The following is a 26927-nucleotide window of genomic DNA, read 5'->3' as shown; positions in this document are numbered from 1 at the left end:
TGAGTATAACTATGGAGGTATATTTATGGAAAAGAGTCTTTATTCAAGAAATTTTGAAGTAAACTATTATGAAGTGGAGGATAATATTTGGAGAACTACCTCACATCTAATGGATCATCAACATGATATTCAAGTAATAGTAGATGTATCTGTGCCAGATATGATTATATTGGATGCCAGGGTAGAATTATTACGTTATCCAATGAGGGAGTGTATTTTAATTAAGGATAAAATAAAAGAATTAATAGGTGTTAACGTTATTTCAGAATTTCGCTCTAAATGTGATGAATTGTTTTCTAGTGAAATGGGATGTGGCAATGTTAGAATGCTTCTTGGAACTTCTGTGCCTGGGGTAATCTATAATTATTTTCCACATCAAATTAAAATAGGAAATATGACAGAAAAGCAATGGTGGGATTTTTGCAAAGAAAAACTTCCTAACGCATGTATAGCTCACACAATAATGAGTAATTAAACAAAAATCGGGAGATATAAAGAGAGTTTTTACCGAAGATTATGAGAGTACCGTTCCAAGTGAATATACGAAAGATGGAAAGGCACATTGTTATTTATATATCGCCATTCGGTAGAATGAAAAAATGAGATTGTAAACACATTTATTTTACCAAACACAATGTTGCAAATTCAAGTTGCGGATTTGCAACTATAGATTGGTGTTAAGTTAGTGCAAAACCTATTATAATTTGCACAGAATAACAAAGGAAAGGGGTAAAAAATCATGAGTTTTGCAGATAATTTAAAATCAATTAGAAAGGAAAGACATATCTCACAGGAAGAGTTAGCAGAAATAATGGGAGTAAGTCGTCAAGCAGTTTCCAAATGGGAACAGGGAAGTGGCTATCCAGAGGTGGAAAAGTTGATTGTGTTAACAAAAGAACTTAATGTATCATTAGATTATTTGATGTTGGGGGAGAAGGAACCTGCTCAAAATAGTAGAAATTTATCGAATCATATGATTGTACCGACTGGAAAGATTACTATTAAATCATATGATGGAAAATCAATTGTTAATTGTTATAAAGTTTTAGCATCACATGTAATGTATAGAGCAAAAAATGACGAACCCAAATATTGGTTGATAGGTGTTAACAGTGGAGCGTTTTGGGGAGAAAAATCAATAGTACTTGGCTGGTATGCTGACGAAGAAAAAATAAAAAGGGAAATGGATGAAATTGCACAAGCAATTAATAATGGAATACCAGCATATGAAATAAAATATGCGGCTAAGGTAAAAACTAACTTGTTAAGAGTAAAATTAGATGAAGAGCTATAATAATTAGTTTAATAGGTTGGTATCAGGAAAAAATCGTACTGGGTTTGTCCAGTACGGTTATATTTTATTAGTGAATTTGAAGTATAATAAATAACTTTTTATGAGTTAATATTTTTAGATAGAGATTTGTCATTCATATAAAAAATACTATTCTTTCTTACCTTTAGAACCAAAGTAACTTAGCACTAAGAAAAGAATATACCCAAATATAACTAATACAACTGCTGCAATTTTGCCATTACCGCTTGACATCCAATTTTTTGTTAATGGTATTCTTAATGTAATTCCAATGAAACAAAGAATAAATATAGGTGGTAGAAAAGGCCACCATATACGACGTTCCTGCTTGTCGCAGTTAAATATAAAGAAAGCGGCAGCAATAAGTAATATAGATATAATAAAAATTCCCAACAAATTTGACAAATGTATAGTTATCAGGTGAGGAGTAAACAAATCAATCAATACAAACAAACCAATTATCAAAGAAACAAGGAGCCATATAGATAAAAAAGCGGCAACCTTTCCTTTTATGATTTTTGTATAAATACTTTTGTGTAGTATAAAAAATACAATTTCCACAACTAAGAAGCTCAATAAAGCATTTATGATTAGTATAAGGATATTTATTCCCTTGTCTGGAGCAGTTAATGCACTCAGGAGTTCAAAGAAAGAGCTGATGCCAAAGACAAGACCAGTTAATTTAAATGTCTCTTTTTTGCTGGATTTACCAAGGTTGTGAATCAATTCGTCTGCCGCCAGCTGTTGATTTTTTCCAAAGAATTCTTCGGCAGATTGATTATCTTTCTGGGCGGAAATTATATCCTGTAAAATCTGCATCAACAAGCTTTCTACCTCATGATCGTCATAAAATAATCCCGCGGTACGAATGTATATCAGCAGTTGTTCATAATACTCTCTATTTTCATCCGTTAATTTTTTGCGCAATTTATTATTTCTTTCAATAATTTCTTTCACAGAATTGTCCTTTTTATTCATATAATTTTTCCCCTTTCAAGCATATTAAATTATCAACCTTGGACTCTAAATCCTTCCACTGTTCAACAAAATCCTTACAGTGAGTTTTTCCTTCTGTAGTTATGCAATAATATTTTCTATCAGGGCCTTCTGGTGAAGGCTTTATTGTACTTGAAAGATAGCCTTGCTTTTCTAACTTTTGAAGCAGGGGATATACAGTACCTGCAACTATTTCTTTAAACCCATATTTTTTTAACATTTGAATCATTTCATATCCATATATTTCGTTTTCTAAAACAACTAGAAGTACACATCCTTCCAGTACGCCTTTTAAAAGCTGAGTCTGCTTCAAATTATCCCTCCTTGATTTGACTATTATGTATTACATATTAGTGTTTTATTATTATACGATAGTTTAGCTATTATGTAAAGCATAATAGCTAAAAAATATATTATTATAGTTATAATTAATATGTCGCCCTGTATATTAAAATTAAGAACTTCTCTCACGAAAACCATAATAATTAATAACACCTTTAATATATTAAAGCAATCATATATACAACAGAAAAAGATCAGATAAAAAATAATTAGAAATTTGTAACGAATATTTATTTTATTGCACATATTTATTGGGAGGTAAAAAATTCATAATATACCTTGACAAGTATCATCTACAGTTGTAGACTATACTTGTTGGTTTACAATTGTAGATTATAAAAGGAAAAGGTGTATATTATGAGAGATATTCCTAAAATATCAGCAGCTGAGTGGGAAATAATGAAGGTTATATGGAAGGAAAACCCGTTGACATCTCAAAAAATAATAAATTCTTTATCTGATAAAATGGGATGGTCAGCCCAAACAATTAAAACTTTTTTGGCAAGACTTGTAAAAAAGGAAATAATAGGGTTTAAGAAGTCAGGTAGAATTTATAATTACTATCCGCTAATCTCAGAAGATGAGTGTATTAAAGTTGAAAATAAATCTTTTCTTCATAAAGTATATGATGGAGCTGTAAGTATCCTTTTTACAAAGTTTTTAGAAGAAGAGTCTTTATCAGAAAAAGAAATTGAACATCTTGAAAAGCTTCTTAAGAGTAAAAAAGAAAAAAAGAAGTAATTTTAAGAGTTTCTGGATTATTATGAAAGAGGAATGTTAGAGATGGAAATCTTACAAAGGATTTTTTTATGGGTTTTGCAAACTTCCTTAACAGCAAGTATTGCAATACTGATAATTACTTTAATTTTGAAGTTATTCAATAACCATATTGGTGTAAAGTTTAAGCATGCACTATGGATTATAGTGCTTATAAGACTTATTATACCTGTAATTTCACAAAATCAAATAAATTTGTTTAGTATTTTTACGAGAAATGAACAGGGTACTTCACAAAATAAAAATACTATCCAAAAAAGACATAGCTTACCCTTGAATCTTTCAGGGTTAAACCAAGCAAATTTGAATAGTACTAAACGTCAACCTCATTATAACAACAACATTGAAAATAAGCAAGTTATGTATATAAAAGATAAATGGCAAAGTATAGATAAAAATAAGTTAGTTGTGAATATATATAAGGCAGCTTCTTGTGTATGGCTATTAGGATTGCTTATTATAGCTTCTATATTTTTATTAGTTTTAGTAAAGTCCAAGAGGAAATTTAAAGTCTTGAAAACCCTTGATGATACGGAAGTATTAACACTAATTAAGGAATGTAAGAAAAAAGCTGATATAAATATAGATATTCCAATTTATGTATATGACAATTTTAAAAGTCCTTGTATATTAGGCGTTTTGAAACCTAAAATTTATATACCACAAGGCCTAATTAATATGGACAACCTCAAACAATTTTCATATATTATCTTACATGAGCTAGTTCATTATAAAAGAAAAGATCTATTTTATAATTCGCTTAGTATAGTTGCTGTTTTAATACATTGGTTTAATCCCTTGGTATGGTTTGCTATGAATAAAATGAAGTTGCAAAGAGAATGCGCTTGTGATGCTTGTGTACTTGAAATACTTGGAGAAAAAGAGACTGTAGATTATGGTATGACACTAATTAATTTTTCAAGAAAGTCTCTAAATTTAGCTAGGTATCCTCAAGCAGCAATTTTTTTTGAAACTGAGAGTCAAATCGAAGGGAGAATAAAAATGATAACAAAATTCAAAAAAGGATCTTATAAAATGTCTGCATCGGCTGCTTTATGTTGTGTATTAGTTGGAGGATTAACACTTGTCAATGGCATTAGTGTTAAAGCTGTGGGACCCAATGCTATCCCTGCTGTAACCTCTAGTAGCACTATGAGTTCTGCTCAAAAAATTCAGTTTCTTGTTGATTCACAAGTAAAAGAATATGATAACTTAGCAAAAGCACAAACAGTAGCTGGTTTTAAATTTAAGGTACCAGATTATATGCCTGCAGGCTATAAAGTTATTAATTATTTTCAGGTTGAAAAAATTTCAGATAAGGATAATTTTTTATCTATAAGTTTTAATGATAAATATAATATGCCTAATATACCAATAGATCGTATTTCGTTTAAAGTTTTTCATACAAACTATGCAGAGGTACTAAAGAAAGTGGTAGATCTAGATCCTCAATTTGAAAAAGACGGTGGTAAAGTCGAAACGTCAGAACAACCTATGAAGCTTGGGGAAATAAATGGAACAAGTGTTACTGCAAAATTTTTTACACCAGCCCAAAAGAATCAAGGTAAAGATACTCAGAGTGTTAGTAAGTATTTCATATGGCAGGATGAAGGCAACTGGTATAGCTTAGAATATAGTGGTGTATATCAGGGAATAGAGTCTGTAAATCTTTCTCAAGATGAAATAGAAAAAATAGCATCATCCATAAGATATCCAGAGGAAGTAAAAAAGTTAGATTATAATACTCCAGGTAAAAGTTCAGATTATGAGATTTATGATAAAGATGATTTAAAAGCAGCTGAAAATGCACTTGGTTTTAAATTTAAGTTCCCGAATAGTGCAAATAAAGATATAAAGATTTCAAGTGCTTTTGTGTCCAAAGAGAATAAATATTTTGGTATAGAATACTGCAAGAATAATGCTGTAGTTGGAAATCTGCTTCAAACAAAAGATTATAAACAGTATGAGGAAGCAAGAAATACAGGATATGTTACTATTGCAGGGCTAGGTGGAAGCTTAACAAAAAATAAGACACAGTTATTAAATATTGCAGGTAAACAAGTCTTTAAATATGAATATGAATTAAAAAATGGCGAAGGTAATAAAGAAAAAGTTTATATTTGGAGTGAAAATGGTGTTTGCTACAAGTTTGATTCTAGTTCTTCAAACAAAAATGGTTTAAGTGAAAATGAATTGAATGAATTAATTAATCTTGTTGTAGGTTCAAGCACATTTGAGCAAAGTGGCAATTAGAAACATATATGGTGTTAATATGGGGTGTCTCTCAGCACTTGTTGAGGGACACTTTATATGTCATGCCTAAATACTTGATGGGAGACATATATGAAAAATAAAAAACTATTAATAATTATCACAATAATATTTTTTATTATATTGTGTTTATGTATGTATCTTAAACTTTTTTCACATTCATCTAAAAATGTAGGAGTGTTAGGTAATACTACTGTACCAGAAAATAAAATGCTGCCTAAAAAAGTTGGAGATATAAGCTTAGATCAAAAAACGTATTCTGATTATTATATACAAAAAGTTACGATGTATATGAATTCAGATGATAAACAAGGCCAAATAGTATTTTTAGGGGATAGTCTTACAGATATCGGTCAGTGGAATGAATTACTAAATAATCCTTGTATATTAAATCGTGGAATCAGTGGTGATAATACCTCTGGAGTTTTAAATCGTTTAAGTGAGGTTATAAAGTTAAAGCCTCGAAAAATTTTTATTATGATAGGGATAAATGATATCGGTAAAGGGCTATCTACTAATGAAATTACTAAAAACTATTCTAAAATATTAGGAAGGATTAAGAAAGAATTACCTAATACTACAATATATGTAGAAAGTGTTCTTCCAATAAATAAGGATTTGTTTAAAACTAATACAAGTGAAAAACAGATAATAGATTTAAATATATCTTTAAATAAGCTTTGTAAAAGCTTAAGTGTTCAATACATAGATTTATATCATCTTTTTACATTACCTAATGAAAATAAATTATCTTATAAATATACTGTAAGTGGATTACATATAAATGGAGATGGTTATAGAGTATGGAGAGATGCTTTAAAACCTTATTTACAGTAAAACTATGAAGTGATTATAATTGGAGGCGTTTAAGCTTTTCTGGAAGAAGTGGGCATTCAGGAATGGATATGGGAATGTGTATAGATTTGTGTAAAAACCAAATCTATACACATTATTTTTTGTAATGAAAGAATACTTACGTTATATTTATATTTTTGTTCATTTAATCCACTCTTCAGGATGAGTTATTGTCCATTGTAATTCTTCTAAAAGCACTTTTATGTGATAGCCATCTACTGCAGCATGATTAACTGTAATAGATAAAGGCATCATAATTGTACCATTGGTTTCAGTAAATCCACCGGATTCAAAAATTGGTGCATAATAATTTTTTGCATTTTGCAATTGCATTGATAAGCCATTAAAGCTAAACCATGGAACACAAGAAATTATGTAGTTGTTAGAAGGTGGTGCTCCCTTTGATAACATAATACTATAATCTTTACCATACTGTTTCATGTCCGAAATATAACTTCTATAAAACACTTTGAAATCATCATCATATTCTGTCCAAAGAAATGTTATTGTTTTACTTTCTTTATGAAATACTGGATAAAAAGGAGTCCGATAATCCCAATATCCTAACACATCATTTTGAATTGACATAAGAAATTCCTGATGTCTTCCAATAGCTCTGGTTACCAAGTAAAGGTATGTAGGAAAGAATTTTAAGCCTTTACTTTTTAGTGCATTTCTAAGGATTGTAATATCAACTGTTACATTAATGGAATAAATAAGTGTGGATACTGTTTTTGTAAAATAATTATATGTGTGAGATCTTGGCCATGTCTCCATGTCAATAGTATGAAAATTTGTATTCATATGATTATACCTCTATTTGATTTTAATTAAGCTATAATCAAATTATAACCTCATCTATCATAACCTATCTAGTTCATAAATAATTCTGTAAAGAAGTTGTTCACACGATAAAAAATAAAAAACGGTATTTTTGTATTACCCAAATTCATAACATAAAAATGCCGTTTACTTTTACATTTCTGTTATATCAAAGATAACTTTTGAAAAACAAAGAAACCTTACAAAACTGTAAGGCTTTTTTATATAAATCGATTTGTTGATTTTCTTAATTCATATAAAATCTATTTATCTGATGAAATGTGAAGAGAAAATGTCAACTTAAGAAGTTTAAGGAGGTTACTAATTATGAAAAAACTTATTACTTATATTAAAAGATTTATAATTTGTTTTTCGCTTGTTGCATATATTTTCCCAACGCTATGCGCTTCAATATGTAGCTTTTGCTATATTGTTAATAGTAACGCAACTGTTTCAGCAAAAGAAAATAAAAAAGAATTTTCAGCACCTTTGTTAAACAGTAGTTCTACAGAAACTTTAAACAAAGACAATGTAGAAAAATTTGCGGACACTATTTTTAACCAAGAATTAAAAAGATTTAATGTGCCAGGAGCTGTTTTATCTGTTGTTAAAGATAATCATGTACTTTTTGAAAAAGGATATGGATATTCTGACATAGATAAAAAAACACCAGTTAATCCTAAAACAACAGTTTTTAGAGCTGCTTCCATTTCTAAGCTTTTTACCGCTACAGCTGTTATGCAGCTTAAAGAAAAAGGTAAAATAAACTTAAATGAAAATGTAAATAATTATTTAAAAGGCTTTCAGATAAAGGATAACTTTTCTAAGCCTGTTACTCTTGATAATCTCTTAACTCATACAGGTGGTTTTGATGAAAGGATTATAGGAGAATCAGAACTAGATAACTATCACCAGGAAAAACCACTTAAAGATACCTTAACAGCTCGTCTTCGTCCTATAATTCGAGAACCAGGTGAAGCAATACAGTATAGTAATTATGGTATGGCTGTAGCCGGATATGCAGTTGAAAGTGTATCAGGCACTACTTTTGATAAGTATATGGAAGATAACATATTAAAACCTCTCCATATGAATGACAGCAGTTTTGCCTTTGATAAGAAAACACTAGCTAATTTATCACAAGGTTATGATTATAAAAATGGAGTTTACAAAAAAGTACCTATGTATGGAAATACCTTTTTACCAGCAGGAGGGTTAAAAACTACAGCAGATGATATGAGTAAATTTATGATTGCGCATTTAAATAATGGCACTTATGATAATACTTCTATATTGAGCAAAGCATCCATAGAAGATATGCATAAAAAACATTTTCCATTAGATAAAAATATACCATGCATGTGCTATGGATTTGCGGAAAATTATATAAATGGTACAAGAGTACTTGGTCAAGGTGGAGATGATTATGGTTTTCACAATATGTTATATTTAATACCAGGCAGCAATGTAGGTTTTTTTATATCAACTAATGGTGACAATGGAGCTAAAATTTGTGGTGACGTAGCTGGACAATTTATGAATAGATACTATCCTCAAACTAAGCCTCAGGCAAATATGAATAATACAACTAACTTCAATAAAACCAACTTAAAAAATTTGGAAGGTGCTTATATTCCTAGCAGGTATCCAAGAGGAGAAATAGGAAAGTTATTGATGTTAATGTCTCAACCTATAAATGTAAAAAGTACTAAGGATACATTGATTATACAAAACCCTAATGGACAACAAGATGCTTACAAAGAAACATCCCCTTTACTTTTTAAAAATGTTATGGGAAATAGTCTTACCTTTATAGCAAATAAGCAAGGGAAGATATCCTATATGCTTAATGCTGGTTCAAATACTGTTATGAATAAAATTCACTGGTATGAGAATCCTACATTGCATAAAATTATTTTCGTGTTTTTTTTAGTATTATTTTTGTCTATGGCTATTGCCATGATACTATTCAATCTTAAAAATAGAAACAACAAAAAGCCTCTAATTTTTAAATATCATAGATGGGCTATAGCTTTTATTTGTATTTTGAATTTAGTTTTTTTAATTGGTATGGCTAAAGAATGTATTACTTTATTATCATCCTTGATTTTCTTAACAGAATTGCCTAAGGCCGCTATATATCTGTTAATGATCCCAATAATAACTACCATACTTACTTTGGGACTAATAATATCAATATGCTTATATTGGCATAATAAAAAATCTAATTTAGGAACAATTATACCCAATATATTAATTTATTGTGTATTTTTAGCTTTTACTCTGTATCTAAATTACTGGAATCTCTTAGGATTTAAATTTTAGTTAAAAAATATCAAAATTTCAACCTAGCTTTTCTCCCAAACAAAATTATGCTATATTAAAATTACTATAGCATAATTTTAAAAGGAGGAAATTGCTTTGTATAAGATACTTGTTATTGAAGATGATATTAAATTAAATGACCTAATAACAGAGTACCTCCAAAAATATAAATATGAAGTCGTTAATATACAAGATTTTAAAAATGTAGATACTGAGTTAGAAAAATCAAATGCTGATTTAGTTCTTTTAGATATAAATTTGCCTTATTATGATGGTTTTCAATTATGTAAAACTTTTAGAAGAGTATCAAAAATACCTGTAATTATTATTTCTTCAAGATGTAGTGATGAAGAACAAATACGTGGGATTGAGTTAGGAGCCGATGATTATATTGTAAAACCTTTTAACTTTGATTTTTTGCTGGCTAAGATACAAGCTGGAATAAGAAGGGTATATGGTGAATATGCAAATGAATCAAATATACTTGAAAGTGATGGAGGCATTAAACTTAATAAAGACACTTTTAAGGTACTTTATAATCAGATTGAACTTGAACTTAGCAAAAATGAGTTCAAGCTATTAAATATGCTTATTAAAAATGAAAATAAAATAGTCAGTAGGGAAGAACTTCTAGAAGAACTTTGGGATGATTCCTTTTTTGTAGATGATAACACTTTAACAGTAAATATAACGAGAATAAGAAATAAACTTAAAAAATTGGGTGTTAGTGAAGCTATATCAACCAAGCGAGGTGTAGGATATATATTCCACACAACTGCAAATAAGGGGAATTAGTATGGATAATAAAAAAGTATTAGTAAACTTTTTAAAATATAAGTTAGCATTTACTGTTGGGTATTTCCTTAATACAATTTTAATTCTTTTTTATGGCTATTTGATAAGTAACAAAAGTGATGTGATATACCCTTTACTTATATCTACAATAATATATGTATTTATAATGTTTAATGAATGGATTAAATATTATAGGTTCAATAGAAGCTTTAATGAAGGTATAGAAAGTAGATACTTTGATTTAAATCCAAAAACAAATGAACAGAAAGAAATAGCTAAAACTATATTTAAAATTCATGAAAACTATACAAATAAGATAAGTACAATTTATGCACAAAATGCAGATAATAAATACTTCTTATCCCAATGGATTCATAATATAAAGACGCCCACTTCAATAATTGATCTTGTTGTTCAAAAAGCTGCTAAAGGAATAAAATATAGTAATGAAAATTCCACAATAAACCAAACAGATATATTAAAATTATTCTTGGATATAAGAGAAGAAAATGATAAAGTTAAAAGCGGTTTAGATCAAATCCTAAACATTCATAGATTAAATAGTTTTTCTAAAGATTATGATCCTCAAGAGGTAGATTTAGTTTTATTATTAAAAGAAGTTATCAATAGTAAGAAAAACCAGTTTATTTATAATAATGTTTTCCCTAAAATAGAATTTAATTATGAAAAAATATTAATTATTACAGATAAAAAATGGAATAAGTTTATGCTTGAACAAATAATATCGAATGCTATTAAGTATTCTGGAGATAGCAGACAAAAGAAATATGTATATTTTAATATATATTTAGATAATAAAGAAGTAAAGTTAACAATTAGAGATGAAGGTATTGGAATTCCGGGTTATGATATAAAAAGAATCTTTGAACCATTTTTTACAGGAGAAAATGGGAGAAAAGTAGGTAATGCAACGGGTATAGGCCTATATATATGTAAATTAATATCAAAAAAGTTGAATCACAATATAAATATAGATTCTGAAGTTGATAAGGGGACTACTTTTTCAATTACTTATCCATTAAAATTAAATACAACGGGGTGATACTAATGGAGATCTTGAGTGCCGAGGATATTATTAAAGTCTATGAATGGAATTTAGAAGTTAATCCTACTAATGTTTTGAATGGTATAAATCTGAGCGTTGAAAGTGGAGAATTTACTGCTATTATGGGACAATCAGGCAGTGGTAAGACGACTTTGCTTAACATTTTGTCGGGAATCGATAAACCTACCAGCGGAACAGTAAAGATAATGAATCAATACATAACTTCCCTAGACAAAACAGAACGTTCCATTTTTAGACGAGAAAACTTAGGAATTATATTTCAAAATTTTAACCTTCTTGATAATATTACCCTTGCAGAAAATGCTGCACTTCCATTGATATTTAAAGGTATCAGTACAGAAAAGGTTAATGAAAAAATAGAAGAATATTTTACGTTTTTTAATATATACAATATTAGAAATAAATATCCCTATAATGTATCTGTAGGTGAACAACAGAGGGTAACTGCATGTAGAGCACTAATAAATGATCCTTGTATTATTTTAGCTGACGAACCAACTAGCAGTCTTGATCCAAATACCTCAAAAAAGTTTATGAAGTATTTGCAAAAAATAAATGATCAAAAAAAAGCAACAATTCTTATGGCTACACATGACATATATGCTGCAAGCTGCTGTAGCCGGGTTATCTTTATAAAATCGGGGAGAATATTTGCAGATATATACACAAAAGGAGATCAGCATACTTTTTTTAATAGAATATTGGATACTCTTGCTGTAATTAGTGGTGAGTGATATGAATTGGAGAAAGATGCTTGAACAAACTATAAAATTAAATTTAGATCAATATTTTGCATATATATTTTCTCTTGTAATTTCAGTTTCATTCTTCTTTACGGAGTTAATATTTTATAATTCATATGTAACAGCAATTGGACTAAAAAATGTTTTTATACTTCCATCAATTGCAGTTTTTAATACAATGTTGTGGAGCATTTTTACGTACATTTCTTTTATAAAATATAGACAAAAGGAATTTACAACATTTTTGACTTTAGGAATGACATGCAGCGAAATTAAGATGCTAATTTTTATGGAAAATGTTCTAACTTTTTTTATCTATATGCCCATAGGATTGATTTTAGGTGCAGCATTTTCAAAAATCATCGTACTTTTTGCACTAAAATTATCAGGAATGCTTATTTTTACTTTTAAATTTGAATCAATTGTTTTTATAGTTACCATTGGGTACTATGCTTTTCTTACTATTATATTCATTTTATGGACATTTAAATTTATCGATAAACTGTCAGTAATTAATGAAGTGAACTATAAAAATTTGTATATAAAATATTCTAAAAAGAAAGAGTTTGCAAAAACAATAATTTCTATTTTAGTATTGTGTTATATAAATTTTAAGGAAAGAATGTTTGTAAACTTTCAATCTAGATATTATGTTGACTACTCTTTAATATGTACATTAGTAATTTATATATTATTTTTAGTTTTTATAAAAATTTTTGCCGTTTTTATAAAAAGAAGTAAAAGTTTTTATTATAAAAGAATTTTATTAGTAAATGAGCTGGAAGATTCCTTCAAAAAAAATAAATATATAATTCTTTTTATTATTTTCCTAAACACTATATTTATTACCAGCAATAGAGTGTATAGTTTGCCCAATGTAAAAACATTTTTTAATATTTACAGCATTTTTTGTGGGTCCGCTTTCAATTTCATATATATGTTTATTGTACTATTGAGTTTTATTGTTTCTTCTAATATTTTATATTTTAAAGCAAAGATAGATTTTTGTGGCTGGCAACTTAAAAGGACTAAATTATATTATATTGGATTAATTGATAAGGAAATAGATACATTGTTAACATATAAAATTAGAATAATATTTTTTTTACCTGCACTTTTAACGGTATTAACAAGTATTGTATATATTTATGTTTTAAATACCAATGGAGAATTTAAGATAGATACATTTAAAATATTGGCATATTATCTTATTGTTCAATTGTTAGGATACATTATTACTAAAAAGAAAATATCAATATTAAATAACTAGTAAAGTGTTAATAGTTATATAAATTGTATATTTATTACAAATAGGGACACAATATTAATATTAGAGGTTGATATATACAATCGTGCAAAAGAAACAAAAATAGAAGAATCCTTAGAAACTTTAGCAGAAACAAAAGCAGAGATAGAATTTTTGGTTGTCTGCAAGTGTGAGAGGCGTGTACGTGTGCCAAAAGTAAAATATATAAAAATAAATGATATTAAAAATATTAAGCTATAAATAAAATACTATAAGTATCATGAATTTTTTTAATATACTAAAGCAAGTAAAATCAATAGCTAACATAAAATTATGGTGTCCAATACGTTGGATACCTTTTTTTTATGTTTTTAGATAGGAGAAATAAAGATTATGATAGAGAAAGTTCATATTGCGGTAGGTGTTGCTGAAACTATAAATATATTAAAAATAACTATTTATCAAAATCAAGATAAATAGTCATTGTGGAAATCTAATTTATTATTTTATTTATTGTTGGGAACAATAAAGATTTCATTATGGTCAAAAATAAAAATATAAATGGTAAAGATGATATGGAAAATGCCATATGAAATATATTCATTAGTGGAATATATAATATAATCATTACTGATATAGTTAATAGCAAAGTATATTTTGCTTTTTCATTATTAGTTAATCTTATTATTCCTAATGAAAAAAGAGTTAGTATCAATGGTATCATAGTCAAATAACTAACACCAGGTAAACATATTATTAATACACACAATAATATTGTTTGAATTAATACTCCAGCTAAAAAGTTTTCACATACCTTGTCTTTCTCTTTCATTTCTATTTTAAACATAAATCCTAATAACACTATTGGCAAAACAATAACTAAAATATCATCTCCTGGAACCTTTCCCATATGGTTTAAAGTAAAATTAACTCTCCAAACAGTTGCTAAACCAAAACTAATAATTAGACCTAATATTGTTACAACTATAATATGAATCAAATTTTTCGCTACTGATTTTAGTGTACCTTTGAGCTTGTCCTTGTTATATATCATTATTCCTATGGATGCAATTATAACTATTATGCCTAATATTCTTCCTAAATTAACACTATAATCTAAAATCACATTAGGTAATATAGTAAAAAATATGGAATCATTTCCTTGTTTAAAATAGTTTGGGTCATTATATTTATCAGAATAAATAAATTCATCAACTATTGGTAGTACCTGCTCTTCATAATGCATAAAGCTTTTATCAGAAATATTTTTATAAGAATCCTGTGGAGTATGATAGTACTCTACCTTATCTAATGTAGTTAAATTAATGCCTGCCAATCCTTTCTTTTTAATATTTAAGAAATCTGATCTACCTGAATCCTTATATAAATCTGTAATTAATGATGTTGTTATAGGATATTTTGCTTTTTTGTACAAATCCAATACTCTATCATTTTTTTCACTTGTCTGAAACATTATTGCAGGTCCACTAGTCCCTCTAGCTTCTAAATTAATAACATATGATACATTTCTATACAAAGAAAAATTATTATTAAATTCCTCCCTTGATCCAATTAAATGCATCTCTTCTCCATCTGTTATTAATACCTTAATACCATTTTCTAATGTTTTTCCACTGTTTCTTATACTTCTTAATGTCTTTAATATTGTTGCAACACCATATCCATCATCTGATGCTCCAAAAGAATATCCTCCCGTATTTTGAGGATTAGTTCCAGCAGAATCATAATGGGCTACAAGTAATATATAGCTTCCGTTTTCACCATTTTTACCATCAATTTTCCCATATATGTTACTTAAATCTGCTGTTTGCCCTTTATCATTTTTTATATTTTTGTAGCTGAAAATCTTTGGATTCATATTTAATTCTTTTAGCTCATTAAATAAATATTGTCTTACATCCTTTAATGCTTTTTGATGAAATAAAGTTGAATGTGGTTCTTTGCTTATTACCTTTAAATCTTCCTTTGCTCTCACATAGGAAAAATTTCTGCTATTCTCCTTTGAATTTGGATAATACATTGTTATGCATCCTACTAAAATTGATAAAATACATACGACCAAAATTATAATCTTTCTTTTTTTCATAATTTCTCCTCCAATACTTACTGTATGGGAAGAGTATAATAATTCTTTTTTTATTTATACATAGTCTAAAGCTCTCATTTTATAAAAAAAGGCTAGTACATTAGTACTAGTCCCGCCTATTTATAAGGTTTATAAGCTCTACTTTATTTTTAACATTTACTTTTTTATAAATATTATAAACATGATTTTTTACAGTATTAGGGGATATAAATAATTTTTCACCAATTTCCTTATTACTTAAACCCATGCAAATATAATTAGCGATTTCCTTTTCTCTATTAGTAAGACATTTTAAATCGTTTTTTCCTTCATGCACTATTTCTCTTTCTTCTTTAATACAGCATATTATTACTAATATACATTGAAGTATATATATTAAACATAAATAAGGTACATCTTTGAGAAATACAATTTTATAACTAAATAAAAATAATATGCATGTTGCTATTATTAGTCCTATAATGATTTTTATCTGCACATTTACTTTTTTATATAATTTATTATCCTTAACCTTCTTAATAATTCTATACACATAAAAAATAACTGCTGCTGCTAAAAAGTAACTTATTATCTTAACAATATTCTCTATTTTATATTCTGATAATATTTTTCTAATATAAATAAATAGAGTGTCTATTAAAAACCATATAGAAAAAATAATTTCTCCTATAACTATGTCTTTTAATATATTTTTTTTATGCTTTTTATATACTAACCAATTTAATGTAATACATCCTACGCCTAATGAAAAACATAGAAAATGTAAAATGATTATTATATGTATCATATTGTCCTCCTGTAATAGGTTGTACAACTATATATTAACATATTGTAAATATAAATATATACATTTAATTCTCATGAAGTATTTACAAGACAATTATGACACAATCTACAATTTGAAAGAATCTAGGCGCAGTTATTAATAAACATAGTCAAAAAAATCTTAAAGTTAAAGAACTAGTTAATATGTTAATAGGTAGAAATATTAAATGATGAAACATGACTATAACTAGTGAATAATTATAGCAGCGCAAAATCACATGAGTAATTGGATGAGAAGGTTTAAGCCGCTTATTTGATGTTTGTAGAGAAGGAGTAACTGAATGGATGTTCCCATAAAAAACGGTATTTTTATTATTACCACTTAGCCAATAGCCCTCCACAAAGAGCATCAGCCAAAGCCGCATCCATTTGAATTTTCCACATTCCATCCGTTTTGTTAAGAGTTATTTTCAAGTTAGTTGTAACCATTTTATTATCAGAATTTTTAATTGCTTCAATAAGTGGATTATCTGCATCTTTATAATGTGGTATATCTTTCTCTACATTTGATAAATCACGGTTAGTAATTTTCACTTGAGCTGTTGTGACATTCCCACTTTCTTTAACTTCCCCTATATCATAAGAAAAATTCTTTATAAACTCTTTCTCTGTTTCATCTAAATTATTGCCAAAAAGCTTATTATCCTTATATACAAAAACGCCTTCCCGTCGATCATTATATTGAATAAATTGATTAAATTTCTTTAAGTTACCATTTTTTAGTGCTTCAAAAGCAATTTGTATAGTTTGTTTAGGGGAAATTTTTGATGACAAACCAGTCGTTTTATTGCCATCGCCTGATAAATTTCCACAAGCAGATAATAAAACTGTAAATACAAAAACAAGTACTAAAAAACATTTTGTTTTCATTTTAATGACCCCCTAAAAATGTTTTTATTAAAAAAGTAAATGTAAAAAGAAACAGAATTGCAATAGCAGAAATACCAGCAATAAATAAAAGTTTATTAAACGTTTTTCTGGATTTAATATTCTCCTTATTTTCTTTAGAATTAATTTCTATTGGCTTACTTATCTGCTCCTCACCTTTTAATAAATAATCCGTACTAACATTATAAATTTCACTTAATTTAATAATATTATTGATATCTGGATTACCTTGGGTACTTTCCCATTTTGATATTGCTTGTCTTGTTACTCCTAATTTTTCTGCTAACTGTTCCTGCGAATATCCTTCATGTTTTCTTAATTTTTGTAATCTTTCAGATATGTTCATTAACTCGCCCCCTCTATTCTTCAATTATATAGAAAACGAAAGGTTGCAGTCTACCAAAAAGTGCTGAAAATTTGTCAACGAAACGTTGCTATTCGTTTTTTTGTTACTGTATATGTATAGTCAATATGTTTATTGGGGACTGGATTCTTTCCACAATTCCACTTAAGAATTCCAAAACAAAAATCAGCTTATCATCCTCTAAATATAAAAAATAAAGCATTTATTGAGTTTTTGATAGGTACTACTCTTTATAATTGCAGTACAAGCAGTTATTCCACATATTGCTGTTAATAACTGTCATGTATAGCCTTAAAACATATGAAGTGGTACTATAGCTGTTATACTCTGTAAATTGCAGAAAAAAAACAGGGGATAACTGATCCTCCTGCGAGACTGTTTACTTCGTTATATAAGAAAATCCGAATTCATATTAAGTCAAATTTTTTATTCTGTATACGATGAAACAAGTTGCTTTGTTAATTCTAACGTTACGGGTATTCCACCAACACCAAAATCAGATTCACCCAAAGGAATTATTATACACCATATATTTCTCCCATTCTGCAATCGTGTTTTATCACTAACAGAAATGAAAGCGTTGGTAATTTCTAAAAATAATTTCTTCTTTATTTCTTCACTGAAGGCGTTTGAAAATCCATAAATCTTTATCACAACTTTATCCTGACTACCTTTTTCACCTCCAAGGTATAAATTATCGAACTCCTTAATATTCAGTAAAGCGATTGAATGTGAGATAGGATTATCTTTCAAACCTTCTGATTCAATAAGTATTTTTGTCAACTTCTTTGATAAAATAGACTTTTCCTTATCTGTAATAAAACTCTTAGTCATTGATACTTCTGCACATGGCATATTTTATCTTCCTTTCTTTTAATTAATTTATTAGGCTTATGCTAAATAATATTACACTTGTATATTAGACCAGTCGGTTTATATACTGCAAAAAAATAACTTTATGGAAATTCACAGTCAACAAAATGATATTTCAAATAAAGTTAACTATGAATTTATTCTATATTATACTAATGACAGTAAATCATTAAGGACACAATCAAAGGCACCTTCATCTTTACATATTCTATAATAAAGTATGTGTCCTTCATAAAGAGCAAATGCTTTTTTAGCAATCATGTCAGCTTTATCTTTTGCTAATCCTGATACTTGTAGAGACTTTGAAAAAATATTAATTAGTTTTGTAATTGCAGTTGCATATACTTCTGAAAGATTATCATCAATAAATGCTATTTCTAAACCTAATACAGCTATTGGACATCCGAAATAGTTACCTGATGATACAGAACTTTTTATATCAGATACCATCTTATGTACAAATATGTTCCAAGGATTATTTGATAGAGGTTCTAACCAATTAAGTAATAGAGTTTTTCCATAATACTTTGCTACTTCAATTCCAAGTTCTTTCTTACTCGAAAAATAAAAATAAAATGACCCCTTTGACATATTAGCTTCTTGCAATATCTCATTTATTCCTGTATTCGAATATCCATTTTTCACAAATAATCTTGAAGCTATTTCTATTAAGCACTTCTTTGCTTGTTCACCTTTAGTTGATTTCATCCTCTATATCCCTTCCACAAAAGTTATTTACTTCATAATAAACCAGTCGGTATATTTTGTCAATAAAAAACAGAGAGGACAGTTTACACTTTTCTCCTGTAATTTTAGTTAAGAAGATATTTGTTATGATATTGGAAGTTACTGTACCAACATGGACGCACTGGTAGATATGGATACAGAGTTTATTTTCAGTGTATTAAAACTTTTGGTACTAAAAAGACAGCACCCCAATAGAGAAAGCACTGTCTGCAAACATTTCAATAACTCTGATATTTATAGTTTCGTTAATTCTGTCCTTGACATATTCTTCATGCTCCAAAGTCTTTTAGCCACTTTCAACACCTCTAAAATAAAAAATTACAGTTGGGATACAGAAAAATTTATTCCATATCGGACTGTAATTCATTACTGTTAAAGCTGCTATAACATGTTGAAAATACTAATATGTATGGTGGAGGCGAGGGGAATCGAACCCCTGTCCAAAAGCAGAAACATTTGAGCATCTCCGAGTGCAGTCCTTAATTTAAAATTCCCTCCTTCAGACGCCTAAGGACAGGCTTCTGAATTCAGTAGCTTCATAAATTCCGTTCCTAGGTCAAAGCTTTCCTAGGCTCGTTTCCCCGCTATCGGCGCCAGACCCTAGATCGCGGGAAGTCTAGGCTGACGGCTAGCAGACTATGCTGCTAAAGCTAAATTTTCGTTATTATTTTCGTTTATATTTAATCCCATAGTTTTTTAACGCGGGCCCACAGGTTCCCTCGACTCGCTTCTCAAACACATCACACCCCTGTCGAAACCATTGCGCCCCCATGTTGGGTTAAGTGTTTGAATACTTAACATTGCATAATTATTATCTTATGCAGTATTAAATTATATCACCCAGATTACTATAAGTCAAATATTAAAAGAATGGAAAAAATATTTTTAAAAAGTGGAAAAAAATAAGTCGCTACATGACGGAAATAGCATTTATATGAAGATTAATGAAAAACATGTTATAATTAAAATAGATTTGAATACAAAGTGTTTGGAGGAAATATGAGAATAAAGAAACCTAGATTAACTTTACAGACCACTATAACTTTACTTGTTTGCGGCGTGGTGGCCATTTCTCTATTAGTAACTGATGTTCTTATAAGTGCAAAAATATCAAGTAACGCAGAAAAAAGTCTATCTAATAAAGCGTCTTATATTGCTAGGATGGCTGCCAGTTCACCTACTATAATTGAATCTTTAAGTAATAAGAAAAATGAAAAAATTATTCAAGAACTAGCGAATAAAATAAGAAAATCAACTGATGTAGAATTTGTTGTAGTTACTGACATGAAAGGTATAAGAAAGTCACATCCAGATATAAATCAGCTAGGAAAGCATTTTGTTGGTGGTGACGATGTAGAGGTTCTGAAAGGCCATGAATACGTTTCAACTGCTGAAGGCACATTGGGTAAGTCACTTAGAGCATTTGTTCCAATATTTACTGCAGACGGCAAGCAAGTAGGAATGGTTTGTGTTGGCATATCATTAAACACTGTACAGCAGGCTGTTTCCCAAAGTAGAATGATTATATATTTAGGTATAGGTATAGGGTTTATAGTTGGAGTTATAGGGGCTATGCTGCTTGCCAAAAGTATTAAAAAAACCATGTTTGGATTAGAACCCTGGAAAATTGCAAAACTTTTAGAAGAGCAGAATGCAATGCTTTACTCAATAAGAGAAGGCGTTATAACTGTAGATGAAAACTGCCGAATTACTCTAGTAAATGAAGAGGCAGCCCGGATATTCAACAAAGCAGGCATTACCAACCTTATTGGTGAAAAAGCGGAGGACTGTGTTCCAAATACCAGATTAAACTATATCCTAAAAACTGGACAACCAGAATTTGATCAGGTGCAAGATCTCAGAGGAATAAAGATTTTGACCAATCGTATGCCAATTTTAGTAAATAAGAAAATTGTAGGTGCCATATCAACTTTTCGTGATAAAACTGAAATGAAAGTATTAGCGGAACAGCTTACAGGAGTAAAACAATATGCAGGTGCACTTAGAGCACAAACCCATGAATTTATGAACAAATTACATGTTATATTAGGTATGTTACATATGAAATGCTATGATGAACTTACAAACTATATAAATGGAATTGCAAATAAATATCAAGAGCAGATAGGATTTATAGTAAGGCATGTAAAAGATCCTGTACTTGCTGGATTTATTTTAGGTAAAATGAGCTATGCCAGAGAAATCAATGTCAAGTTAAAAGTATGCGAAGACTGCTTTATCCCTGAGCCAGAAAATCCTGAGTTAACTCATGAAGTTGTAACTATACTTGGCAATTTACTTGAAAATGCAGTGGAAGCTGTAAAGGATTCCAAAGAAAAGATAATAAATTTAACATTACTATATGAGAAAGAAACTCTGACTATAGAGGTAAATGATAGTGGTTCTGGAATTGATGAAGATACGAAAGAAAAACTTTTTATAAAAGGTTATTCAACAAAAGGAAATGACAGAGGATTGGGTCTCTATTTAGTACAAAAAAGTGTAGAGAGATTAGGTGGTGAGATTGAAATATATTCAGAGTTAGGTAAGGGTACTCTATTTTCAATTTATATACCTTATAAGAGCAAGGAGAGAATGGTAAATGATTAATGTTTTAATTGTTGAAGATGATCCTATGGTTGCAGAGTTTAACAAAAAATACCTCAGTCAAGTAGGTGGATTTAAATTAAAAGCTGTAGCACGTTCCTTTGAGGAAGCTATAAAAGTTTTAAAAACAAGCGATATACAATTGATTTTATTGGATATATATATGCCCGGTTTAAGTGGATTAGAATTATTATCTCAAGTAAGAAAAATGGGTAAAGAAGTGGATATAATTATTGTATCAGCTGCTTGTGATATTCAAACTATAAAAAGAGCTTTACAATACGGTGCAGTGGATTATTTGATAAAGCCCTTTGAATTTGATAGATTTAATTCAGCATTATCTGCTTATAGAGAAGCACAGAATTTTATGAAGCAAAAAAAAGAGCTTAGTCAGACAGAACTTGATCAGCTTATTCTAAATAATCGTGAGGAAAATCAAGTATCTCCAGAGTTGCCAAAAGGACTTGATAAAAATACTTTAAAAAAAGTATGGACAAAGGTAATAGAAATGAAAGAAGATACATTTTCAACAAGTGAAATTGCAAGATATGTTGGAATATCAAGAATTTCTATGAAGAAATATTTAAGTTTTTTAAATAAACTGGGTGCTTTAAAAATGGAAGTTATTTATGGTTCTGTTGGAAGGCCTATGCATAAATATAAATGCATAGACATTGAAAATAGTTATATAAAAAAATATACATGCAAAGAAAAAAACCTTTAGATTAATAACTAAAGGTTTTTTCTTTGCGTAAATTTAAGTTAAAGGTTTTCACTTACTTTAGTTACAAAATTATTTAGAAAGTTTCAATAACTTTATAAATTGCAATATGAAATTTATAATAAACTTGAAAATAAAGTAATAAAGCAATTATTTTTATAATTTAAATATTGGGTGGAGGTAATATTCATGAATCTAAGAGAAACTGCATTAAAATTTCACAAAGACAACGAAGGTAAAATTGCACTAAAATGCAAGGTGCCGGTTAAAAACAAAGAAGACCTAACGTTAGCATATACACCTGGAGTTGCAGAACCTTGCTTAGAAATTAATAAAAATCCAGAATGCATTTATGACTATACATCAAAAGGGAATTGGGTAGCTGTTGTAACAAATGGTACAGCTGTTCTTGGCCTTGGAAATATAGGTGCAGGTGCAGGACTTCCTGTTATGGAGGGAAAATCCGTTTTATTTAAAACTTTTGCTGGAGTAGATGCATTTCCAATATGTCTGGAAAGCAAGGATATCAATGAAATTGTAGCAGCTGTAAAACTTATGGAACCAACTTTTGGAGGAATAAATCTAGAGGACATCAAAGCTCCAGAATGCTTTGAAATTGAATCAAAGCTTAAAGAAGTTTGTAACATCCCTGTATTTCATGACGATCAACATGGAACGGCAGTTGTTTCATCAGCCTGTCTTATAAATGCATTAAAGATAGTAAATAAAAAATTTGAAGACTTAAAAATTGTTGTAAATGGAGCAGGAGCAGCAGGAACTGCCATTACAAAACTTTTAATAAAGATGGGAACAAAAAATGTAATACTTTGCGACACTAAAGGTGCTATATACAAGAGAAGACCAATTGGAATGAATAAGTTTAAGGATGAAATGGCAGAAATAACAAATCCTAATCTTCAGAAAGGAACTCTTGCTGATGTTTTAAAAGGTGCAGATGTATTTTTAGGAGTATCTGCAGCTAATTGTGTAACTGAAGAAATGGTAAAGTCCATGAATAAAGATTCAATAATTATGGCAATGGCAAATCCAAATCCAGAAATACTTCCTGATTTAGCTATAAAAGCTGGAGCTAAAGTGGTATGTACAGGAAGGTCGGATTTTCCAAATCAGGTTAACAATGTACTTGCTTTTCCAGGAATATTTAGGGGAGCTTTAGATGTAAGGGCAAGTGAAATAAATGATGAGATGAAAATAGCTGCAGCATATGCAATAGCAGAACTTGTAAGTGAAGAAGAATTGAAACCAGACTATATAATACCTAATGCTTTTGACTTGAGAATAGCCCCAAAAGTAGCCGCATACGTAGCAAAAGCTGCTATTGATACAGGTGTTGCGAGGAAAAAGGATGTCACTCCAGAGATGGTTGAAAAACATACTAAGACTTTGCTTGGAATCTAATATGTGAGGATATGAAAACAAGGGGGAATTTACGTGCAAGGTACAATTAACATGCCTAAATCTGAAAATAATAATTTTATTTCAAAATTTGTAAACTATAAAGTAGGGGTTACACCTCTTCCAATATTTATTGTACTGGCGGCAATAATCTATTTTGCTTCAGTAACAAAAAAACTTCCTGCAGATATGATAGGTGGTTTTGCAATAATCATAGTTTTAGGAACATTTTTCGGAGACCTTGGATCAAAGCTTCCAGTGTTAAAAAACATTGGTGGTGCTGCAATTTTATCAATAATAATACCTTCTATGATGGTATATTTTAAACTGCTTAACACAACATCCATGAAAGCGATTACCGGAATAATGAAAAATTCTAACTTCTTATATTTATATATTTCATGCTTGGTTGTAGGAAGTATACTAGGAATGAATAGGAAAGTACTGATAAAAGGTTTTGTCAGGATGTTTGTTCCTTTAGTTGTAGGAACTATTATGGCAATTGCAGGTGGAATGTTAGTGGGCTTATTATTTGGATATAAGCCAGGGTATACTTTCTTCTACATTGTAGCACCTATACTTGATGGAGGAATTGGAGAAGGAATATTGCCGCTAACTATGGGATATTCAGATATCCTACACCAACCTCAAAGTCTCCTTATTGCAAAACTAGTTCCAGCGGCAGTACTTGGAAATATTGTTGCTATAGTAAGTGCTGGAGTATTGAAACGTTATGCTGAAAAGAGACCAGACCTTACTGGTAATGGACTGTTAGTAAAGACAAAAGAAGATAATGAAATACTTGCAGAACAAAAAGCTGAAAAACCTGTTGATTTTAAGCTTATGGGAAGCGGTCTCTTAATTGCTTGTACTTTCTATGTATTTGGCCTTTTAACTAGTCCACTTATAGGAATCCCAGCACCTATCATTATGATATTTACTGCAGCAATAGTTAAGTATCTCAATGTGATACCACCTGAAACAGAACAAGGTGTTCATCACTTGTATAAATTTGTATCATCAAGCTTAACTTACCCGTTGTTAGTTGGTATTGGTGTATTATATACTCCGTTTAGTGATTTGGTTAGAGCAATCACACCAGCATACATTATTATTTGTATATCCATAGTTTTGTCAATGATGGCATCAGGATTTTTTATTGGCAAGTATATAAATATGTATCCAATAGAATCTTCTTTAGTTACAGCATGTCACAGTGGACTTGGTGGTACAGGTGATGTAGCAATCTTGTCTTCAGCAAATCGTATGGAACTTATGCCATTTTCACAAATATCTACAAGAATTGGCGGAGCATCTATGGTTGTTATAGCAACATTGCTGCTTAAAATGTTTAGTTAATAAATTAATTTAGGGAGAAGTCATTATATATTGTTAATGACTTCTCCCATTTTAAATATTTCTATTTTGCTGATTTCTTTTTACTGTTTTTATTATGATTTTGTCCTTCTTCAGTAATAGGTATCTGGCCTTTACTTTTTTTAGCTCTTGCCTTTTTGTTATCAGGCTGGCTGTCCTTTGTCATTTATATTACCTCCTAAATTAATCCTGCTTTTTTATTTCCAGTTTTAGCTTTTCCCTGAATTTCTTTCACAGGCTTCACAGTATTTCTATTAGATTTCATCTTTTTATTACTTTCAGTACCATGAGGGTCACTTGGATCGGGCCTTCTCATTCCTGCTTTAGCCATAAAAATACCCTCCTTAGATTCAAAATACATAGTTATTTTTAGCATTGAATAAGAAAATATACACATAATAAGCAGAGATATTATTTATCAAATATTGAAAAAATATATAAATAATTAATAAAAAAGAGGTGGCAAGGTATGAAGAAAAAATTAAGCATTTTTATGTGCACTATGTTTTTAGTATCTTTACTTGGAGTACCTGTAGTATATTCTAGGGAAGTTACAGGAATGCAAAATGAAAATGTGCAGCTTGAACAAATACAAAATAGAAATGTACAGCTTAAAATAGACTCTAAAAAGAAAAATAAGATTCCTAAGAGATTCAGAAAAACTACAGATGACATTAGAGTTTATGGTAAAGCTTTAAATTTGAAGGGACTATCCTCTTTAAATGCTTCAGGCAGCGCACAATTTACTGGACAGAATATAAAAATGGTGAAAGAAGAAATAGGCAATGTACCTATATTGGTAGTAGATTTAAGGGAAGAGTCCCATGGTTTTATAAACGACTTGGCAGTTAGCTGGGTGGGAGAAGAAAAAAATAATGCAAATAAGGGACTTACTAAGGAGCAGGTATTAAAGGATGAAAGCGAAAAGTTAAAAGGTATCAAATTAAATGAAAAACTTGATATTGAAGAAAAAGAAATAATTCCAGATAAAGTTCAAGATGAGAGGAAACTGGTAGAAGAAAATAAAATGTCCTATGTAAGAATACCTGTTACAGATACAGAAGGACCTACAGATGAAATGGTAGATTATTTCATAAGTATTGTAAAGAAAACACCTCCAGGTACATGGATGCATTTTCACTGCAAAGCTGGAATTGGCAGGACTACTACGTTTATGACAATGTACGATATTATGAAAAATGCTAAGGATGTAAGCTTAGACGATATAATGGAGAGGCAGATTTTGCTTGGAGGAAAGAATTTACTTAAGCCTTTTCATAAAGCTGGGAGTAAATCCTCGGAAAGATCCGAATTCATAAAGAAATTCTATGAATATGCAAAAGAAAATAAGGACAATTTTAATACTAGTTGGTCTGAGTGGTTAAAAAGCAATAAAGATTAAGTTAAAGACTTAGATTAGGAGGTCCTATA

The 26927-nt window shown here is 29.4% G+C and carries 26 protein-coding genes, 1 other RNA gene and 1 pseudogene; 16 read left to right on the top strand and 12 right to left on the bottom strand.

From position 1 onward, the window contains the following. The first annotated feature begins 25 nt into the window (after positions 1-25). The 3 genes and pseudogenes from CLAU_RS08295 to CLAU_RS08290 all read left to right on the top strand — a co-directional run bounded on the left by CLAU_RS08295 (position 26) and on the right by CLAU_RS08290 (position 1294). Positions 26-475, top strand: coding sequence for a DUF2889 domain-containing protein (locus CLAU_RS08295; RefSeq protein WP_023162444.1), 450 nt, complete (start codon positions 26-28; stop codon positions 473-475). Next, a pseudogene (locus CLAU_RS21135) lies at positions 474-590 on the top strand (AraC family transcriptional regulator); the annotation flags it as partial. The gene CLAU_RS08295 and the pseudogene CLAU_RS21135, both read left to right, overlap by 2 nt. A 149-nt stretch (positions 591-739) precedes the next feature. Further along, positions 740-1294: a helix-turn-helix domain-containing protein gene (locus CLAU_RS08290; RefSeq protein ID WP_023162443.1), complete on the top strand. Its 555-nt coding sequence runs from the start codon at positions 740-742 to the stop codon at positions 1292-1294. A gap of 147 nt (positions 1295-1441) precedes the next feature. Here CLAU_RS08290 and CLAU_RS08285 read toward each other — a convergent pair whose 3' ends face one another. Both CLAU_RS08285 and CLAU_RS08280 read right to left on the bottom strand, forming a co-directional pair. Continuing rightward, positions 1442-2290 carry a DUF1129 domain-containing protein gene (locus tag CLAU_RS08285; protein ID WP_023162442.1) on the bottom strand — a complete coding sequence of 283 codons (849 nt, stop codon included), beginning with the start codon at positions 2288-2290 and terminating at the stop codon, positions 1442-1444. Next, positions 2283-2621 (bottom strand): PadR family transcriptional regulator, encoded by a 339-nt coding sequence (locus tag CLAU_RS08280; protein ID WP_023162441.1) that lies wholly within the window; start codon positions 2619-2621, stop codon positions 2283-2285. Before CLAU_RS08280 ends, CLAU_RS08285 begins: the two co-directional genes overlap by 8 nt. 386 nt (positions 2622-3007) lie before the next feature. On the opposite strand from CLAU_RS08280, the gene CLAU_RS08275 reads away from it, so the two are divergent. The 3 genes from CLAU_RS08275 (at position 3008) to CLAU_RS08265 (ending at position 6535) form a co-directional block, all read left to right on the top strand. After that, positions 3008-3391 (top strand): BlaI/MecI/CopY family transcriptional regulator, encoded by a 384-nt coding sequence (locus CLAU_RS08275; RefSeq protein WP_029170066.1) that lies wholly within the window; start codon positions 3008-3010, stop codon positions 3389-3391. 42 nt (positions 3392-3433) lie between these two features. Continuing rightward, positions 3434-5680 (top strand): M56 family metallopeptidase, encoded by a 2247-nt coding sequence (locus tag CLAU_RS08270; RefSeq protein WP_029170065.1) that lies wholly within the window; start codon positions 3434-3436, stop codon positions 5678-5680. A 90-nt stretch (positions 5681-5770) separates the two neighbouring features. Then, positions 5771-6535, top strand: coding sequence for a GDSL-type esterase/lipase family protein (locus CLAU_RS08265; RefSeq protein WP_023162439.1), 765 nt, complete (start codon positions 5771-5773; stop codon positions 6533-6535). Positions 6536-6694: 159 nt separating this feature from the next. Here the strand turns inward: CLAU_RS08265 and CLAU_RS08260 are convergent, their stop codons facing one another. Then, complete coding sequence (locus CLAU_RS08260; protein ID WP_023162438.1) at positions 6695-7357, bottom strand: CatA-like O-acetyltransferase; 663 nt, start codon at positions 7355-7357, stop codon at positions 6695-6697. Positions 7358-7702: 345 nt separating this feature from the next. Between CLAU_RS08260 and CLAU_RS08255 the strand changes: the two genes are divergently transcribed. The 5 genes from CLAU_RS08255 (at position 7703) to CLAU_RS08235 (ending at position 13595) form a co-directional block, all read left to right on the top strand. Further along, the gene (locus CLAU_RS08255; RefSeq protein WP_023162437.1) at positions 7703-9700 is read left to right on the top strand and encodes a serine hydrolase domain-containing protein; all 1998 of its coding nucleotides are present in this window, start codon (positions 7703-7705) and stop codon (positions 9698-9700) included. Between the two features lie 96 nt (positions 9701-9796). Then, positions 9797-10495: a response regulator transcription factor gene (locus CLAU_RS08250; RefSeq protein ID WP_023162436.1), complete on the top strand. Its 699-nt coding sequence runs from the start codon at positions 9797-9799 to the stop codon at positions 10493-10495. A 1-nt stretch (position 10496) separates the two neighbouring features. Next, positions 10497-11558 (top strand): sensor histidine kinase, encoded by a 1062-nt coding sequence (locus tag CLAU_RS08245; protein WP_023162435.1) that lies wholly within the window; start codon positions 10497-10499, stop codon positions 11556-11558. A 5-nt stretch (positions 11559-11563) separates the two neighbouring features. Continuing rightward, entirely contained in the window at positions 11564-12316 is a 753-nt protein-coding gene (locus CLAU_RS08240) for an ABC transporter ATP-binding protein (RefSeq protein WP_029170064.1), read from the top strand. Position 12317: 1 nt separating this feature from the next. Next, on the top strand, positions 12318-13595 hold the full coding sequence (locus CLAU_RS08235) for an ABC transporter permease family protein (RefSeq protein ID WP_029170063.1): 1278 nt from the start codon (positions 12318-12320) through the stop codon (positions 13593-13595). Positions 13596-14064: 469 nt separating this feature from the next. On the opposite strand, the gene CLAU_RS08230 is transcribed toward CLAU_RS08235, so the two are convergent. The 7 genes from CLAU_RS08230 to ssrA form a co-directional block, all read right to left on the bottom strand. Beyond that, complete coding sequence (locus tag CLAU_RS08230; RefSeq protein ID WP_029170062.1) at positions 14065-15678, bottom strand: M28 family peptidase; 1614 nt, start codon at positions 15676-15678, stop codon at positions 14065-14067. Between the two features lie 106 nt (positions 15679-15784). Beyond that, positions 15785-16465, bottom strand: a complete 681-nt coding sequence (locus CLAU_RS08225) for a response regulator transcription factor (RefSeq protein WP_023162430.1) — start codon at positions 16463-16465, stop codon at positions 15785-15787. A 353-nt stretch (positions 16466-16818) separates the two neighbouring features. Continuing rightward, entirely contained in the window at positions 16819-17373 is a 555-nt protein-coding gene (locus CLAU_RS08220; RefSeq protein WP_023162429.1) for a Lumazine-binding protein, read from the bottom strand. 1 nt (position 17374) lies between these two features. Continuing rightward, entirely contained in the window at positions 17375-17737 is a 363-nt protein-coding gene (locus CLAU_RS08215; protein WP_023162428.1) for a helix-turn-helix domain-containing protein, read from the bottom strand. Between the two features lie 444 nt (positions 17738-18181). Then, entirely contained in the window at positions 18182-18610 is a 429-nt protein-coding gene (locus tag CLAU_RS08210; protein WP_023162427.1) for a hypothetical protein, read from the bottom strand. A gap of 165 nt (positions 18611-18775) precedes the next feature. Further along, positions 18776-19336, bottom strand: a complete 561-nt coding sequence (locus tag CLAU_RS08205) for a TetR/AcrR family transcriptional regulator (protein WP_023162426.1) — start codon at positions 19334-19336, stop codon at positions 18776-18778. A 449-nt stretch (positions 19337-19785) separates the two neighbouring features. Then, positions 19786-20145, bottom strand: a transfer-messenger RNA (tmRNA) gene (gene ssrA, locus CLAU_RS20030). A gap of 229 nt (positions 20146-20374) precedes the next feature. Here ssrA and dcuS point away from each other — a divergent pair. The 4 genes from dcuS (at position 20375) to CLAU_RS08185 (ending at position 25478) form a co-directional block, all read left to right on the top strand. Further along, a complete protein-coding gene (gene dcuS, locus CLAU_RS08200) occupies positions 20375-21985 on the top strand; it encodes a DcuS/MalK family sensor histidine kinase (protein WP_023162425.1) in 1611 nt (536 codons plus the stop codon). Beyond that, entirely contained in the window at positions 21978-22706 is a 729-nt protein-coding gene (locus tag CLAU_RS08195; protein ID WP_023162424.1) for a response regulator, read from the top strand. The genes dcuS and CLAU_RS08195 overlap by 8 nt, the downstream gene beginning before the upstream one ends. Positions 22707-22892: 186 nt before the next feature. Further along, complete coding sequence (locus CLAU_RS08190; RefSeq protein WP_023162423.1) at positions 22893-24122, top strand: NAD(P)-dependent malic enzyme; 1230 nt, start codon at positions 22893-22895, stop codon at positions 24120-24122. 33 nt (positions 24123-24155) lie between these two features. Further along, positions 24156-25478: a 2-hydroxycarboxylate transporter family protein gene (locus CLAU_RS08185; protein WP_023162422.1), complete on the top strand. Its 1323-nt coding sequence runs from the start codon at positions 24156-24158 to the stop codon at positions 25476-25478. Between the two features lie 61 nt (positions 25479-25539). Here CLAU_RS08185 and CLAU_RS21345 read toward each other — a convergent pair whose 3' ends face one another. Beyond that, a complete protein-coding gene (locus tag CLAU_RS21345) occupies positions 25540-25662 on the bottom strand; it encodes a hypothetical protein (RefSeq protein WP_023162421.1) in 123 nt (40 codons plus the stop codon). Between the two features lie 12 nt (positions 25663-25674). After that, positions 25675-25827, bottom strand: a complete 153-nt coding sequence (locus CLAU_RS20875) for a hypothetical protein (RefSeq protein ID WP_013240447.1) — start codon at positions 25825-25827, stop codon at positions 25675-25677. 138 nt (positions 25828-25965) lie between these two features. On the opposite strand from CLAU_RS20875, the gene CLAU_RS08180 reads away from it, so the two are divergent. After that, positions 25966-26898, top strand: coding sequence for a fused DSP-PTPase phosphatase/NAD kinase-like protein (locus CLAU_RS08180; RefSeq protein ID WP_023162420.1), 933 nt, complete (start codon positions 25966-25968; stop codon positions 26896-26898). Positions 26899-26927: the final 29 nt, after the last annotated feature.

It is taken from the genome of Clostridium autoethanogenum DSM 10061 (assembly GCF_001484725.1).
Classification (GTDB): Bacteria; Bacillota; Clostridia; order Clostridiales; family Clostridiaceae; genus Clostridium_B; species Clostridium_B ljungdahlii.
The sequence above is the reverse complement of the archived record's forward strand: the minus strand, read 5'-3'. Positions and strand labels throughout refer to the sequence as shown.